At 67.2% G+C, this 15,743-nt stretch carries 17 protein-coding genes; 11 read left to right on the top strand and 6 right to left on the bottom strand.

Going from position 1 to position 15,743, the window contains the following annotated elements; genetic code table 11:
- Positions 1-49: 49 nt before the first annotated feature.
- The 6 genes from ACGFZS_RS14740 to ACGFZS_RS14715 form a co-directional block, all read right to left on the bottom strand.
- On the bottom strand, positions 50-1,819 hold the full coding sequence (locus ACGFZS_RS14740) for a hypothetical protein (RefSeq protein WP_393795342.1): 1,770 nt from the start codon (positions 1,817-1,819) through the stop codon (positions 50-52).
- A 120-nt stretch (positions 1,820-1,939) separates the two neighbouring features.
- Entirely contained in the window at positions 1,940-3,025 is a 1,086-nt protein-coding gene (locus ACGFZS_RS14735; protein WP_393795341.1) for a hypothetical protein, read from the bottom strand.
- Complete coding sequence (locus ACGFZS_RS14730; protein WP_393795340.1) at positions 3,022-3,693, bottom strand: hypothetical protein; 672 nt, start codon at positions 3,691-3,693, stop codon at positions 3,022-3,024. The genes ACGFZS_RS14735 and ACGFZS_RS14730 overlap by 4 nt, the downstream gene beginning before the upstream one ends.
- A 785-nt stretch (positions 3,694-4,478) precedes the next feature.
- Positions 4,479-5,150: a hypothetical protein gene (locus tag ACGFZS_RS14725; protein WP_393795339.1), complete on the bottom strand. Its 672-nt coding sequence runs from the start codon at positions 5,148-5,150 to the stop codon at positions 4,479-4,481.
- Positions 5,151-5,193: 43 nt separating this feature from the next.
- Positions 5,194-5,835 carry a hypothetical protein gene (locus tag ACGFZS_RS14720; protein WP_393795338.1) on the bottom strand — a complete coding sequence of 214 codons (642 nt, stop codon included), beginning with the start codon at positions 5,833-5,835 and terminating at the stop codon, positions 5,194-5,196.
- On the bottom strand, positions 5,832-6,533 hold the full coding sequence (locus ACGFZS_RS14715; protein ID WP_393795337.1) for a hypothetical protein: 702 nt from the start codon (positions 6,531-6,533) through the stop codon (positions 5,832-5,834). Before ACGFZS_RS14715 ends, ACGFZS_RS14720 begins: the two co-directional genes overlap by 4 nt.
- A gap of 522 nt (positions 6,534-7,055) precedes the next feature.
- Between ACGFZS_RS14715 and ACGFZS_RS14710 the strand changes: the two genes are divergently transcribed.
- From ACGFZS_RS14710 to ACGFZS_RS14660, 11 genes are all read left to right on the top strand, one after another.
- On the top strand, positions 7,056-7,697 hold the full coding sequence (locus tag ACGFZS_RS14710) for a hypothetical protein (protein ID WP_393795336.1): 642 nt from the start codon (positions 7,056-7,058) through the stop codon (positions 7,695-7,697).
- Between the two features lie 290 nt (positions 7,698-7,987).
- Complete coding sequence (locus ACGFZS_RS14705; protein ID WP_393795335.1) at positions 7,988-8,722, top strand: hypothetical protein; 735 nt, start codon at positions 7,988-7,990, stop codon at positions 8,720-8,722.
- A 455-nt stretch (positions 8,723-9,177) separates the two neighbouring features.
- The gene (locus tag ACGFZS_RS14700; RefSeq protein WP_393795334.1) at positions 9,178-9,906 is read left to right on the top strand and encodes a hypothetical protein; all 729 of its coding nucleotides are present in this window, start codon (positions 9,178-9,180) and stop codon (positions 9,904-9,906) included.
- 17 nt (positions 9,907-9,923) lie between these two features.
- Positions 9,924-10,763 (top strand): hypothetical protein, encoded by an 840-nt coding sequence (locus ACGFZS_RS14695; RefSeq protein WP_355709665.1) that lies wholly within the window; start codon positions 9,924-9,926, stop codon positions 10,761-10,763.
- Complete coding sequence (locus tag ACGFZS_RS14690) at positions 10,760-12,067, top strand: ATPase, T2SS/T4P/T4SS family (RefSeq protein ID WP_355709663.1); 1,308 nt, start codon at positions 10,760-10,762, stop codon at positions 12,065-12,067. The genes ACGFZS_RS14695 and ACGFZS_RS14690 overlap by 4 nt, the downstream gene beginning before the upstream one ends.
- Before the next feature lie 6 nt (positions 12,068-12,073).
- The gene (locus ACGFZS_RS14685) at positions 12,074-13,081 is read left to right on the top strand and encodes a type II secretion system F family protein (protein ID WP_393795333.1); all 1,008 of its coding nucleotides are present in this window, start codon (positions 12,074-12,076) and stop codon (positions 13,079-13,081) included.
- Complete coding sequence (locus tag ACGFZS_RS14680; protein ID WP_393795332.1) at positions 13,078-14,001, top strand: type II secretion system F family protein; 924 nt, start codon at positions 13,078-13,080, stop codon at positions 13,999-14,001. Before ACGFZS_RS14685 ends, ACGFZS_RS14680 begins: the two co-directional genes overlap by 4 nt.
- An 89-nt stretch (positions 14,002-14,090) precedes the next feature.
- The gene (locus ACGFZS_RS14675; RefSeq protein ID WP_355709657.1) at positions 14,091-14,342 is read left to right on the top strand and encodes a hypothetical protein; all 252 of its coding nucleotides are present in this window, start codon (positions 14,091-14,093) and stop codon (positions 14,340-14,342) included.
- Between the two features lie 32 nt (positions 14,343-14,374).
- Complete coding sequence (locus ACGFZS_RS14670) at positions 14,375-14,854, top strand: TadE family protein (protein ID WP_393795331.1); 480 nt, start codon at positions 14,375-14,377, stop codon at positions 14,852-14,854.
- Positions 14,855-15,283, top strand: coding sequence for a TadE/TadG family type IV pilus assembly protein (locus ACGFZS_RS14665; RefSeq protein ID WP_393795330.1), 429 nt, complete (start codon positions 14,855-14,857; stop codon positions 15,281-15,283).
- Complete coding sequence (locus ACGFZS_RS14660; RefSeq protein WP_365692508.1) at positions 15,280-15,741, top strand: pilus assembly protein TadG-related protein; 462 nt, start codon at positions 15,280-15,282, stop codon at positions 15,739-15,741. The genes ACGFZS_RS14665 and ACGFZS_RS14660 overlap by 4 nt, the downstream gene beginning before the upstream one ends.
- Positions 15,742-15,743: the final 2 nt, after the last annotated feature.

Raw genomic sequence — 15,743 nt, 5'->3', positions numbered from 1 at the left:
ACCAGTACAGCTGCAGCTGCTATGGGAAGACTGCGGCGATTCATTCTCATTAATTCACTCCTTCATTTCCATTGTCTCGCCCGTGATCCAGATCCAGGAAATGGTCCCTAGAGGCCTGGGCGAGGTCCTGGTCCTTGAGCCACTCGTTATATGCCTGAAGCTGTTTCGGGGACGCACCCTCCACGATCTCGCCCGCGTGGAACCCGTCCGTCCTCAGGAAGGGCTTACCGTCACAGTAGGCGTCGGCATATTTTTGCGGGTTTCCGACGGTGTTGTTTTCCTGGAAGGTCAGGCGGGCCGCTTTCTGCCACTCCCCTCGCCAAGTCACTGTGGAGGGCGGTTCCGGATCCTGCCCTTGGTCCACCAAGTTGAGGTCTTGAGTGACGAGGCCTATCACGTCGTTGATGGCGGCCTTGGACACCGACGCGGCGGCACCGCCGGGATCGAATGCCACTTCCACGCCTGTGTTCAGTGCCGTCGTCAACTGGCCGGTGAGTGTGGAGTTCCACTCGGCGGCGTCGTCCGCGTTCTTCTGCTTCACCTCGTTGTAGACCGACATCATCTCCGAGCTGAAGATCCCATCGATCATTCCGCTGGCGTGCAGTACTTCGGGATTTTTGGGGTAGGCAAGAGCGAGGTCGTCGGACTTCTGCTTGCTGAAGGCCATCAGTTCGGCGGCGGCCTTCGGGTTGTGCATCGCCTCGTTGATGAACGACCTCATCGCGTCGTCGTCCACGAACACATGGCCTGCACCAGGATCGGCCGGAGCCGGGTCCGTCAGGATCGACTGGACGTCGTCCCAGCGGGTCATGATGATCTGACCGAAGGCGGCCTGGATCTCCGGGTGGGTGCTTTCGTCGGGGTGCTTGCCGTAATACGTGACCAACTTCTCGGTGTTCTCTGCAGCCATGTCCTGATCGGCGCCGAAGTCGCCCAGCGTTCCTGCCTTGATGACCTCGGCGAAGGCCTTGGCCTGATAGTCCGGCATGCCGCCGTGGTGGTCGGAGTCGTCCTTCATCCAACCGGGGATGACGTCCATGTTGTCGTGCAGGAACTTGGTGGACGCCGCGGGGTCGTTGCCCATGGCCTCCCAGACCTTCTCGCCGTACATGTAGTTGCCGGGTGCCAGGCACTGTTTGCCGAGGTTCGCTACGACGTCCGTCGGGAAGTCGGCGTAGGCGAGCAGGCCGGACAGGTGCTGGAGGTCCTCGTTGCCGTTCTCGTCCTTGAACGTCGTCCCGTTGCGCATGGCGGTGGCGACCGTCGTCGCCAGGATGCGTGTACCGGCTTCGGGGTTGTCCGGGTTGAACATCATCGGACCGTCCTGCAGCCGGTAGAGCGCCGTCTCGCCCAGCTCGTCCATGGCGGCCTTGCAGTAGTCCGGGTCCGTCTGGTTGGCCTCGAGCTTCTTCATGTAGTCGGCGAGGCTCATGTCCCCGTCCTTGTAGGCCTTCGCGTCCTTCTTGGCGGCCTTCTGGGCTTCGGACTGCGTCTTGAACGTGCCGATGTCCCCCGCGCCGGAGGAAACCATGCCGCTTCCGAGACCGATCTCCTTGTTCCGCTTCTCCTCGTCCATGGCCAGGCTCTGTCGACGCCGGAGCATGGGGAGTTGATCCTGTGCCCAGCTGAGATGCCTGGTGATCTTCGTCAGGCGGGAGGTGTCCATCTGTAGCCGACGCGCGTGACTCATCCAGCTGTTGACCCGCGTGGGCGCGGCTGCGGCCCCGTCACCGGAATTGGTGCCGATCTCCTTGATCAGATCACCGAGCCGGTCCGGGTTGATACCGCGGAAGTCTCCTCCGCCGTCGTCCGGGCGCATGTGCTTCCCCCAGGTGAGCACTTCAGGTAAGTGAAGTTGTCGAGTGGCGTCGCGTGACGGCAGCCGCGTGCGACGCCAAGCTTACGGACGCTGTCTGTCGTGTACATGGTTTCGCTGGTGTCAGCGGTTCACGGACTGGATCTCTTGTACGGCGATCTGCTGGTCCTTGCCGAAGGCGCCGTCGGGGAAGCGGCCGTCGGCGCCGCCGGTGCCGGTCCAGGTGATTTCCCAGGTGATGGTGGCCCGGAGCTTGAAGGTGCCATTGCCCGAGGAGCGGAGGTACTTGAGGCCGCACGGCGGAATCTCGTCGGACTTGCCCTGGGCGTAGGGCTCGCCGATGGAATGGTCGGCGTTGATGACGCACTCGCCGGAGGCGGGGAAGGTCTCGGCGTCCGTCGTGCCGGGTTCGAGCTTGAGGGAGAGGGGCTTCGCGGTGGTCGTGGACCGGAGGTTGAAGCCGGGGACGTTGATGGCCGCCGTGGCCTGGACCTCGTTGAACACGGCCTTGTCGAGCCAGGCCCATGTCGGCAGGTTCACTTTGGTGACGGTCTCGGGTGCGAGGCTCACCTTGGTGTCGGGCAGCTGCATGTGCTGGTAGGCGAGGGCGGCGAGGATCTTCGGGTTGATGGCCTCTTCGTACCGGGCCGGCGGGGTCTCGCCGTTGTCGACCCAGAAGGGGAGGTCGTTGCAGGAGCTCCGCTTGAGTACGTCGGGTTCGTCGGGATTCTCGACGGCGGCCCAGAACATCCCCTCGCCGTCCTTCTCGACGTTGTAGTCCTTGTAACCAGGGGTGTCGGTCCAGCCGTACTCGTCCTCGTAGTGGCGCTGCATCTCACCTATCGCGGCGCCCGCGGTGCCGCCCATTCCGGGCGTGTTCTTGGCGCTCTCGATCTGCTCGGACATCTTCTTCTTGAAGTCCTTGGCACCGAGGTAGGGGGCGTACCAACAGGGCGGCGGGGTCCAGTTGACATCGGAGGACGTGACGTTGCCGGTGCTGCCGTCCTTGGTTACGGAGCCGGAGTACTGGATCTTGGCGGAGGCGTAGATGCCGGTGTCGTCGGGGCCGCCCTCCTCGACCGTGCCGGCGCCGTGGTTGTTGCTCGACGGTTCTGCCGAGTAGGCGGGTTCCGTGAGAGCGGTGACGCCGAAGACCAGCGTCAGGGCAGTTATGCCGACGCCGAGTGCCGAACGCCGTGACCTGTTCATCGGCACTTCGCCGCCTTCGCCTCGACGAACACCTTGGAGGCCTGCCACAGGCCGTCGCTGGTGGGGAGCTTGACCATGATGATTTTGAAGTAGTCGTAGTCCGCGATACTGGGCTCGCTCTTCAGGATCTTCCCGGTCTTGACCACTTTGCCGTAGAACTTGCTGCTGTCCACGCAGAAGTCGACCTCCACCGAGTTGCCGTTGGACGCGGAGCGGGTGGTGGCCTGGTAGTGACGTCGGGTGCCAGTGGCGGTCCAGCCGCCGTCGACCCTGTCGTTGATCTGCGTCTGCGCGTAGCTCAGACCGTCGCCGGTGGAATAGGCCGCTACGGCCGCGACCTTCGACGTGCGCTTGTCGACGCCGTGGTAGATGGCACGGACGTAGTTCGCCGCGTCCGCCATCGCGGCGGCTTCGTTCGTGTCCTTCGGCTTGTCCCAGTCGAAGACCAGGTTCATGTCCTTGGGCAGCGACACGTCCACGCCGTCCGGCTTGTCCTCTGCCGGCGCTCCCGAAGCTGATGCCGAAGCCGTCGGTGTCTTCGTTCCCTGGTCGGCGCCGGCGATCTTGTCCTTGTCGCTGGCCTTGTCGTCGCCGCTTCCGCAGGCGGTCAACAGCAGTGCTGCCGTTGCCGCCAGCGCGGCAGCGGCGGGCAAAGTACGGCGCTTCACAGTGAACTCCCCGTGAGAAAAAAGACCATTCAAGAGAGCCGACGGTATCGGGGAGGTTCTCGGTTTCGCCAGAGCGAACTTCGCTGCCAATGGTGATAATTCTGGGCGCATAGGGTGCTTGGAGTCGTGACCTGTGTCCTGATCGTGCCTGAACGGGCGGCGGCCACAGATCTGTGGTCGCGCTGCCGCTCGGTCACTGCAAGGCACGAGTTCCGCTTCGCTATCGCGGCGCCTTGCATGGCGGCCAGCGGTCACCTCACCCTCCGCACCCGCCTTGCAGACGCGCCCTGCAGCTGGTCACAGAGCGAACTGGGCCTATGGATACCGAGCTCTGGCGTGCGATCGGTGCAAGGGAGACAGCTGCGCCCCGGGCCCGGCCCGGGTCCTCGAACCCGCGTTGGACCATTTGGCTTCAGACCTGGCTTCGCATGTCCGGGCCATGGCTGCTGAGCGTGTCGGCAAGTTCGCCCACTCGGATGCACGCGCCGTCGCCGCCTTGACGGCGTCCCCTGTCGAGGACCCCAGCCCCGCCGGCCGGAAGAAGGCTGGCGGGTCCATCTACGCACGGACCGCCCCATCGGCACCTCGATAGCGGGGACACGAACGGGCGCTCAGCTCGGGAGTCTGGACGGCAGGTCGCACTTCGCGTCCTTGTGGGTCCTCTCGGTGAAGGGGGTCGCCGGGACCACGGTGGAATCTGCAGTGCAGCACCGGCCGCATCACCGACATGGTCAAGGGCGTCCTCGCCTTCCACCTGACCATGTCCCTCCGAAGTAGGAAGGGCCTCAGCGGCACTTCGCGGCCTTTGCCTCGACGTACACCTTGGACGCCTGCCACAGGCCGTCGTTCGTGGGGAGCTTGACCATGATGATTTTGAAGTAGTCGAAGTCCTTGATGCTGGGATCGGTTTTGAGGACCTTCCCGCTCTTGGTCTCCTTGCCGTAGAACTTGCTCGAGTCCGAGCAGAATGCCACCTCCACCGACTGGCCGTTCGTGGTGGACCGTGTGGTGGCGTCGTAGTGGCGCCGGGTGCCGATGACCGTCCAGCCGCCTTCGACATAGGCGTTGATCTGTGCATCCGCGTACTTCAGTCCACCGTCGGTGGCATATGCGGCGACGGCTGCGTCCTTGGTCGTGCGCTTGTCGACGCCTCGGTAGATGGCGCGGAGGAAGTTCGCGGCATCATCCATTGCCGCAGCCCCGTTCTTGTCTTTCGGCTTGGCCCAGTCGAAGACCAGGTTCACGTCCTTGGGCAGGGACACGTCCACGCCGTCCGGCTTGTCCTGTACTGGTGTTTCCGCAGCTGATGCCGAAGACGTCGGCTTCTTTGTTCCCTGGTCGGCGCCGGCGGTCTTGTCGTTGTCGCCGGCTTTGTCGTCGCTGCTTCCGCAGGCGGTCAGCAGTAGTGCTGTCGTTGCAGCCAGCGCGGCAGCGGCGGGCAATGTACGGCGCTTCACAGTGAACTCCCCGTGAGAAGATGGACCGTTCAAGAGAGTCGCCCTATCCCCGTACACACGAGGCGTCGGCCCTCTTCCAGTGCTGCTGTGTCACTTGCCAGTCGCCGCGCGAGTCCTTGGCGGCCTGGAGCGTGTAGAGGATGAAGTCGTTGTCGCTCGGCTTGGTGTGCAGGACCTTGCCCGTCTTGATTTCCTTGCCGTATGCCTTGCCCTGGTCCTCGCAGTAGCGGGCCGCCGCCGTCTTGCCGTTCGTAACGTCGGTGACCTTGAAGTCGTAGTACAGGTAATCGCCCGTGAGCGTGAGGCCGTCCTTCTTGAGCGTCGCAACCCGCTGGGACCAGTAGGTCAGTGCCTGCCCGGCGAAGTATCGGTCCAGGTTGGCCGTGCGGCCGTTGTCGCTGGTGAAGGCCTCGATGTTGGCCTGGGTCGAGTACGCCACATCTCGCAGAATCGCGTCCCTGGTGGCGTTCCCCGTCGATTGCCTGTCGACGGTCACGGTGATGTCCGACGGGAAGTCGAAGTTCGGCGCGGTATGCACAGGTGAGGCGGACGCCGATGGAGGTTTGGAGTTTCCTTCGGAGCTGTCGTCTCCGCCTGCGCACGCCGTAAGCAGCAGTGCTGCGGTCGTGGCCAGCGCGGATGCGACAGGCACGGTGCGGCGCTTCACCGCGGCCGTTGCGTTCATCCCTGCACGCACGAGGCGTCCGCCTTCTTCCAGTGCTGCTGTGTCACTTGCCAGTCGCCGCGCGAGTCCTTCGTGGCTTGAAGCGTGATGAGGATGAAGTCGTTGTCGCTCGGCTTGGTGTGCAGGACCTTGCCCGTCTTGACTTCCTTGCCGTACGCCGTGCTCTGGTCCTCGCAGTAGCGGGCCGCCGCCGTCCCTGGCTTCTCCACGTCTTCCACCGCGAAGTCGAAGAAGCGGTAGTGGCCGGTGACGGTGAGGCCGTCCTTCCGGACCGTCGCGACTCGCTGAGTCCAGTAGGTGAGAGCGGATGCGGCGAAGTAGCGGTTCATGTTGGCCGTGTGACCGTCACCCTTGGCAAAGGCCTCCAGCCGGGCCTGAGCCGAATACGCCACGTCCCGCAGGATCGCGTCCTTCGTGGCGTTTCCGATGGACCGCCGCTCCACGGTCGTGTCGATGTCCGACGGAAACGCGAAGGTCGGTGTGTTCTTGTCGGCCGAGGCGGAGGACAAGGGCGAGGCGGAGGACGAGGAAGAACCCGAGCCGGCCGCGGCGTCCCCCGCGATCTTGATACCGCCCCTGGAGTCGTCGCCCGCGCCTCCGCACGCCGTGATCAGCAAAGCCGCGGTTGCGGCGAGCGCGGCGGCAACGGGCAAAGTGCGGCGCTTCACTGTTGGCTCCCCCGAGAGAATGAAGTTCATCAAGGGTGCAGAGGCTATCGGCGGGGTTCACGGTTTCGCCAGCGCGAACATGTAAGGTATGCGGGGAAACCCGGCCCAGGGTGTGTCAACCACCTTCCTGTGTATCCGGATTGTGTCCTGGCGGGTCGAGGATGCCGTGAAGCACGTCAGCTCGCTTGTGGAGAACGGCTTCACGAACCGGAAAGCCTTGGGGGCGTGCGGCGCTCCGGACAATTCGTCGACCGCGCGGTGGTGTTGCCGGCAGCGGTATGGCCAGGGAACGGGCAACGTCGTCCACCGATCGGCACGGCTGCAGTTCGGGTGGTAGTCGGCGCCGGATACGGGCCGTGCGGGCGTTTGCGGATGCGCCGACTGGGGCCCGGCATTCCTCATGTGAAGGCGTCTTCACGTACTTCACGGAGTCGCATCGGCCCCCGGAGGGGCTTGGTCCCGCGTCTGTCACTCATGGGATCATCCCTTGGTACGCCGACCATCTACCTCTGAGGACAAGCACTCATGCTGACCACGCGACGGAGGACGGCTGTGGCCGGCCTTCTTGCCGCTCTCGCCGTCTCGGTGACCGGTTGCAGCAGCGACTCCGGCAACAGCTCGGCGAACGACAAGATCAAGGGGGCGGACAGCAGCGAGTCGGCTTCCGCGTCCCCCGCTGCTTCCGCGTCGGCCGACAAGAACGCGCCGAGCTTCGACTTCCCGTCGGACATCACCGTGGCGGTGTACCGGGAGTCGGTAGGGGACAGCACCAAGGACGCGATTCTGCGGGATGTGGCGTACGCGGCCCAGGCCCGCATCGAGGCCTTCGGCAAGGGGAATGGGCAGACCGCCAACCTGAACCGTTACTTCGCCGCCAATGCCCGCATCTTTTGGGTGAACCGGGTCTCCGAGTTCAACAAGAAGGAAGGGCTCACGCTGACCGGCCACTACCGGTACTACGGCTTCAAGGTCACCGACGTCGCGAACGGCAAGTCGGCGGCGGCCAGCTACTGCGAGGACCAGAGCAAGGCCTACGACAAGGTGATCAAGACCGGCAAGGTGCAGCGCACGCAGGCGAGCGACAAGAGCTTCGTCCTGTACACGGTCCAGGCCCAGCGGGACTCTGCCGGTGACTGGCAGGTGACGCAGCAGAGTTGGAAGAAGGGGGATGCGGAGTGCGTGCAGGGCCAGTGATGAACGTGGTTCGTCCAGGCGTCCGAACGGCAGCTGCCATCGGTCTGGTGCTGGCGCTGGGGGCGAGTTTCCCGGCCCATGCGGATGACAGCTCAGGAGGTGGCACCGACACGACCGGAACCGGTCCGACGGGCCAGCCTGACTCCGACTCCAGTGCGAGTTCCGGCAAAGGCGTCATCGGCGCCCACATCCAGGTCCGTCAGAGCAAGACCGGCAGCTCCTCCAGCTCCACCTCCAAAGCCACGTCCTCGAACGCGAACTGGAAGCCCCCGGTCTGCTGGTACGAGCCGATGTACACGCCTGAGGAGTACGAGGAGTTCATCAAGTCCGCGTACAAGGGCGCGCAGGAGCCGGCGGCGAGCTATGCGAAGAAGCGGGAGGAAGAGGACTACCACAAGGGCGACAAGGGCCTGTGGTGGCAGGTGCAGTTCCGTGACGACGCTTACAACGAGGCCTGCCCCGTCACCCCCGACAACTGGGAGATCTGGGTCCCGCAGGCTCAGCCGAAGCAGGACCCGCACCAGCTCACCCCGCAGACGCTCTCCGAACTCGCCTACAACTCCACCAAGTTGCCCACACCGCCGGTGGAGCTGAGCCCCAAGGGTGACCGGCTCGTCGTGAACCTCGGTACGAGGGTCAAGCTCGACGGCGACTTCGACCGCGTCTGGACGACCGCGAGCATCGACTACAAGGGCGTCCAGATGGCCGCGACCACCGTCGCGACCCCCGTGGCTCTGCGGATCGACGCGGGAACGGCGGACGCGGACCCGCAGACCTGCACGTACGACCTGGTCAAGGGCGACAAGGGGTACACGGTCGACAGCAAGGACGCGGGCTGCAACGTGACGTACCTGAGGTCGTCGGGGAGCGGCACCTATCCCTTCAAGGCCGCCATCACCTGGAAGGTGACCTGGACGGACTCCGCCGACCCCGACGGACCGGCACAACAGCCGGGCCTGCCGGACGGGTTGTCCACGTTCGAGCAGAATGTGACGGTCCATGAGATCCAGTCGGTGAATCGGTAGCAGTCGCGAGCGAGCGGGCGGGCGGGAGTCGCCGGAAGCGGTCGGCGGCCCGTCCTGTCGTGGCATGTGTCGGTCACATCGATGTGAGTGATTCGTGCAGGCCTCACGGGCGGTCGGTGAGGGGAGGGGGCGGGGGTGGGGTGTGACGTGGGTGTTCTGGATTCGCCCGCGCACAGTCCAGACCTCGCCGATGTCCCCCTATTCCCAACCGGCCCATACCGCCCCGCCGTTGCAGATCGCAACGACGATTTCGGTGAGGTCAAGGTGTTCGGGCGCGCCTTGAGGGGCTTATGGGTGACTGATACGGTGCGATCGCTTGACACTCGCCCTGCGGCACAGTAATCGGCCGAGTCGGGGTGGTTCGTGTGGAGTGTCCGCTTTCACGGTGCTGAGGGCGTTGACGGTGTTTCAGGGTTCTTGACAGACGAAGTCTGGTTGTAACGGGGAGCGGTTGCGTGAAGATCCAAGAGCGTACGGGGGCGGGCGCCGGTCGTTCCGCCGGTCCGGCTCAGCCTTCGGTCGGTGACCGGCTTCCCACCGCCCCCCGGGAGCGCAAGCCCGCGCTGGCCGCGCTGGCCGTGCTGTTGATCCTGCTCGGTGCGCTGGGCGCGACGACGCTCGTGCTGCAGGCCGGTGATCGTATCGAGGTCGTCAAGATCACGGCGGAGATCCCGGCCGGGTCCTCCGTGACCGGCAGCAACGTGACCTCGGTCATGGTCGCCGACGACTCCAGCATCCACTACGTCAGGTGGTCCCAGCTGGAGAGCCTGAAGAAGCTGAAGGCCGTCAGCACCATCCCGGCGGGCGTCGTCGCCGTCGGTGAGATGTTCGGCAGTGAGAGCAAGCTCCCCGCCGGCAAGTCCACCGTCGGCCTGGCCCTGAAGGAGGGCCAGTACCCGACCGGTATCGAGATCGGCGACACCGTCGCCGCCTACCGTGTCACCAGCTCCGGCGGCGGTTCCTCGTCCGGCGGCAGCTCCTCCTCCAGCAGCGGCACCGACGCGCTGATCGTCGGTGACGCAAAGGTCAGCTCCGTGCCGGAGAAGAAGAGCGGCTCGGACTTCACCGCCAGCACCAACTACGCCGTCACGCTCACCGTCGACAGCGACAAGGCCGCCGATCTGGCCGACGCCGCTTCCAACGGTGAGGTCGCCCTCGTCCTCGTCCCCGGCAACGGCAACTAGAAGGCGGCCGACACCCCATGGCGCTCATCGCAATCGCCGCCGACAAGGGTTCCCCCGGCGTCACCACCGCGGCCGTCGCGCTGGCCGCGGTCTGGCCGCGTCGCGTGCTGCTGGCCGAGGCCGACCCGGCCGGCGGTGACCTGGTCTACCGCAGTGCCGCCGCGCACGGCGGACCGCTGAATCCGAACACCGGGATGCTGTCCATCGCGGCAACCGCGCGAAGAGGACTCGTACCCGATCAACTCTGGGACCACGTGCAGCCGTTGAGCGGCGGTCTTGAGGTGCTGGTCGGGCTCGGTATCGCCGAGCACGCCGCCGGGCTCGCGGGGCTGTGGCCGACCCTCGGGCACGCCTTCGCCTCCCTCGCCGACTCCCCGAACGCCCCCGCCGACGTCATCGCCGACTGCGGGCGGATCAGCGGCGACACCCCGGCCGTGGAGATGTTCCCGCACGCCGCGCTCGTGCTGCTGGTCTCGCGCACCGAGCCGGAGGCGCTCGCCCGGGTCCGGGACCGGGCCGGGGCGCTCGCGCAGAAGCTGCACGGCGGTCCGCGCGGCGCCGCCGCCCTCGCCACCCCGCTGATCGGTGTCGTGCTGATCGCCGATCCGGCCGGCTCCGGCAAGCTGGTCAACCAGGTCAACGACATGCTCGTACACGCCCAGACCGGCGCCCGGGTGGTGGGGACCATCGCCGACGACCCGTCCGGCGCCGACCAGTTGGCCGGCCGCAAGCGCGGGCGGCTCGACAAGTCCCTGCTCATCCGCTCGGCCCGCAAGGTCACCGCCGACCTCCACCAGCAGTACGGCGCCGCCTGGTCCGTACCGAACCAGGCGCCCCACGCGGGGGCCGGCCGATGACCGCTGTCGACCACCAGTTGGTCAAGCGGTTCCGGCAGGACGCCGGCGACCGTATCGCCGAGCAGCGCCGCCAGGACCAGGCGTCCGGCGTGACGCCGATGTCCACCGAGGACGAACGGCAGTACGCCCGCGCGGTCATAGCCCAGATCCTGGAGGAGAACGCCCGCGCGGAGATCAACGCCGGGCGGACCCCGCTGGACGCGGAGACCGAGGAGCAGTACGCCGCCGCCGTGCACGCCGCGCTGTTCGGCGTGGGGCGGCTGCAGCCGCTGCTCGACAACCCGGAGGTCGAGAACATCGACATCAACGGGTGCGACCAGGTCTTCGTGGGCTACAGCGACGGCCGTGAGGTCAAGGCGGACCCCGTCGCCGAGACCGACGAGGAGCTGATCGAGCTCATCCAGGTGCTCGGCGCGTACTCGGGGCTGTCGTCCCGGCCGTTCGACTCCGCCAATCCGCAGCTCGACCTGAGGCTGCCCGACGGCTCCCGGCTCTCCGCCGTCATGGACGTCACCCGGCGGCCCGCGCTCTCCATCCGTCGCGCCCGCATGGGCAAGGTCTTCATCTCCGACCTGGTCGGCAACGGCACGCTGACGCCCGAGGTCGCGCACTTCATGGCCTGTGCCGTCCGGGCCCGCAAGAACATCATGATCGCGGGGGCCACGAACGCCGGCAAGACGACGCTGCTGCGTGCGCTCGCCAATGAAATCCCGCCGCACGAGCGGCTCATCACCGTGGAGCGGGCCCTGGAGCTGGGGCTCGACACCTTCCACGATCTGCATCCCAACGTGGTGGCGTTCGAGGAGCGGCTGCCCAACTCCGAGGGCCAGGGCACCATCAGCATGGCGGAGCTGGTCCGGCGGTCCCTGCGTATGAACCCCTCCCGGGTCATCGTCGGCGAGGTCCTCGGCGACGAGATCGTCACCATGCTCAACGCGATGTCGCAGGGCAACGACGGTTCGCTGTCGACGATCCACGCCAACAGCTCCAGCGAAGTCTTCAACCGCATCTCGACGTACGCGCTCCAGGCCTCCGAACGGCTGCCCATCGAGGCCAGCCAGATGCTGATCGCGGGCGCGGTGAACTTCGTCGTCTTCATCCAGCGGCGCAACAACTACCAGACCGGCGGCCGGCTCCAGCGCATGGTCACCTCGGTCCGCGAGGTCAACGGCGTCGACGGCCGGGTGCTGTCCAGCGAGGTCTTCGCGGAGGCACACGACGGCCGGGTCGTACCGCATGCGCCCATAGCCTGCCTGGAGGACCTGATGGCCTACGGCTACCAGCCGCACGGGGCGTGGGGGTGACGTGACATGAACCTGGGTTCCCTGGACTCCCTGGGCTCCATGGGCGGGCTCTTCTCCACGTCGGTCCTCATCGCCCTCGGCTGCGGTGTGGCCGTCGGCGGCGGACTCGCGCTGCTGATCCTGGCGATCCGCGGCCTGCCCGCCAAGCCCGACCACGAGAAGCAGAAGGCCAACGAACGGGCCGCCGAGCTGATCCGGTTCGCCGGTCAGCGCGGTTCCCTCGCGGCCATCATCGGGCTGGTCGTGCTGCTGCTGACCCGCTGGGCGGTGGCCGGCATCGCCGCCGGTGTCCTCGTCTTCTTCTGGGACAAGCTGTTCGGCGGCGCCGCCGAGGAGCGGGCCGCGATGAAGCGTGTGGAGGCGCTGGCCTCCTGGACGGAGTCGCTGCGCGACACGATCGCCGGCGCGGTCGGCCTGGAGCAGGCCATCCCCGCCTCGGCGCGGGCCGCCGCCCCGATCCTGCGGCCGCACCTGGACGCCCTCGTCGACCGGCTGCGCGCCCGCACCCCGCTGCCCGACGCGCTCCAGCACCTCGCCGACGAGATCAACGACGCGTCCGCCGACATCATCGTCGCCGCCCTCATCCTCAACGCCCGGCTGCGCGGCCCCGGTCTGCGCCAGGTGCTCGGCGCGCTCGCCAAGTCGGCCCGTGAAGAGGTCGACATGCGCCAGCGCGTGATGGCCCAGCGGGCGTCCACCCGGCGGTCGGTGCAGATCGTCGTCGCCGTGTCGGTGGCGTTCGTGCTCGGCCTCGCCGTCTTCAACCGCGACTTCGTGTCGCCGTACGGCACCGCCGTCGGCCAGCTCGTGCTCGCCCTGGTCTGCGGGCTGTTCGCGCTCGGCTTCTGGTGGCTGCGCAAGCTGTCCACCATCGAGACCCCGGAACGGTTCCTGGTCCGCGACCAGTCCTCCGTGCAGTTCGTACGACCGCCCCGCACCGCTCCCGGCACACCGGGCGCCCCCGGCGCACCGGGCCAGCAGCAGCTCCCCACCGAGGAAGGAGCCCGCCGATGAACCTCACGATGCCGATCGTCGTCGGCGTGATCCTGGGGCTGGGCGTCTACGCCCTGATCCGCGCCCTGATGCCGTCCAAGCGCAGCGCGGTCGCGCAGGTCGCCCGGATCGACGCGATGCGGGCGCGCGGCGCCGCGTACGAGTCGGCGCGGCAGACGCGGGACACCGGCCGGCTCGGCTCGCTGCGGGCCGAAGTCGGCGACCGGGTCGCCGACTTCTACCGGCAGCAGGGCTGGGAACAGCGCTCGCTCCGCGCCGACCTCGCGGTGCTCGACCGCAGCTGGGAGAAGTTCCTGGCGACCAAGGTGCTGCTCGCGGCGGCCGGCCTGATCTTCGGCCCGTTCCTGTTCGCCGTCGTCTACACCATGGGCTTCGGACACAGCCCGGTCATCCCGGTCTGGCTCTCCCTGGCCTGCGCGGCCCTGTTCTTCTTCCTGCCCGACCTGGAGGTACGACGGGACGCGGCCGAGAAGCGCCGGGACCTCAGGCGTGTCATCGGGGCCTATCTCGACCTGGTGTCGATGAGCCTGGCGGGCGGCCGCGGCCTGCCCGAGGCCCTGATGGCGGCCGCCGAGGTCTCCGACGGCTGGGCCAACCAGCGGATCCGCAACGCCCTCTCCGACGCCCGGATCACCGGCGTCAGCCAGTGGCAGGCGCTCGGCGCGCTCGGCGAGGAACTGGGCGTGGAGGAACTGAAGGACCTGTCGGCCTCGCTGGCCCTGGTCGCGGACGACGGCGCCAAGGTCCGCGAGTCCCTCGCCTCCCGCGCCGAGACCATGCGCCACCGCGAACTCGCCGAGATCGAGGGCAGCGCGGGCGAGAAGTCCCAGTCGATGCTCGTCGCCCAGCTGCTGCTGTGCGCCGGCTTCCTGGTCTTCCTGATCTTCCCGGCGGCGATGCGGGTGTTCCAGGTGAGCTGATGTTCTGTGCCTCGCGACGAGGCGAGATGAGCTGAGACGAGCTGATTCGAGAACCTTCGCCAACTGCTGTATCGAGAGGACAAGCCATCATGAACCGACGGAACTTCAGCACCGGGATCCCGGCCATGGACTTCCTGGTCACCTTCCTGCAGGCCCGCGTGGAGCGCGCCCGCTCCGGCGAACTCGACCGCGGTGCCTCCGCCGTCGAGTGGGTCATCATCTCGGCGGTCGTGGTCGCGATCGTCGGCGTGGTGGCCGCCATCATCAACGCCGCGCTGAGCGACGGCGCCAACAAGGTCGGCAACTGCATCAAGGGCGCCAACGCCAGCGGAACCTGCTGATCGACGACGTACGTACGACGGGGGTGACGGGGATGCTGGTGGGCGTGAGCAGAGGTCCGCGCGGCTGGGTACGCCGCCGGGCGGCCGCCGCGCGCGGCGACTCGGGCGGCTCGGGCGGCTCGGGAGACTCGGGGATGACCGCCATCGAGTTCGTACTGCTCACCCCCGTCCTCTTCTTCATGATCTTCGCGACGGTGCAGTTCGCGTTGTACTTCTTCGCCGACCACGTGGCCCAGGCGGCGGCCCAGGCCGGCGCCCGCAAGGCCCGTGCCACCGCCGACGCGGAGCCCGGCGCCTGGCGCGGCGAGGCCCAGGACGTGGTCGACTCCTACATCAGCCAGCTCGGGCCGCAACTGGTCCTGTCGCCCGACGTGAAGACGATCCAGCCGGAACAGAACACGGTCGGCGTCGAGATCTCGGCGCGCATCCCGACGGTGTTCCCGGGCCTGGACCTGACGGTGCACGCGCAGTCGTCGGGTCCGGTGGAGCGGTTCGTGGAGGATACGAACTAGATGTCCTCCCCGCAGAACTCCTCTCAGGCGAGAACTCCGGACGACCGGGGACTGTCGACCATCGAGGTCGTCATCCTCGCCCCGGTCATGATCCTGTTCATCCTCGTCCTGGTCGCCTTCGGCCAACTCGTCGACGGGCGGGGCGCGATCGACGGTGCCGCGCGGGACGCGGCCCGCGCCGGGTCCATCCAGAAGGACCACGCCACGGCCATGTCGGAAGCGCAGAAGGCCGCCGACGCGGACCTGTCGGACGTCTGCTCCGGCCCGGTCTCCGTCGTACAGACCAGCCAGGGCTTCGAACCCGACAGCATCTTCACGGTCGAGGTGAGCTGCGAGGTGCGCGGTCTGGCCATGCTGGGCCTGGACATCCCGACGACGCTCACCGCGAGCTTCTCCTCACCGCTCGACCCGTTCCGGAGGGCCGCATGAGCCTCGCCGTGCTGCGTACCTGGTGGGCCGCGCGCCGGCTCCGTCTCGACGACCGGGGCTCGGGCGCCGGCGCGGTCATCATCTTCGCGCTGGTCTTCCTCTCCCTCTCCGCCTTCGTCATCGACGGCGGCCTGTCCATCTCCAAACGCGAACGGGCCGCCGACATCGCGGAACAGGCCGCGCGTTACGCGGCGCAGGACATCGACACGGCCAAGCTCTACGAGGGGCAGGGCGGCGCGCCCATCAACTACCAGGACTGCGACGCCCGGGTGAAGACCTTCGCCCGCGAGATGGACATGTCCACCGCCGACATCGCCGGCACCCACTGCGTCGCCGCCGACCCCCAACAGGTCCAGGTCGAGGTCCAGTTGACGTACCAGCCGGTCCTCACGGGCATGTTCTACGGCGGCGCCATCGTGGTGCACGGGCAGGCGACCGCCGAGAACGAGGTCGGCTGAGC

It is taken from the genome of Streptomyces sp. NPDC048288 (genome assembly GCF_043201555.1).
In the GTDB taxonomy this organism is placed as follows: domain Bacteria; phylum Actinomycetota; class Actinomycetes; order Streptomycetales; family Streptomycetaceae; genus Streptomyces.
This window is presented reverse-complemented; position numbering and strand designations above follow the sequence as displayed.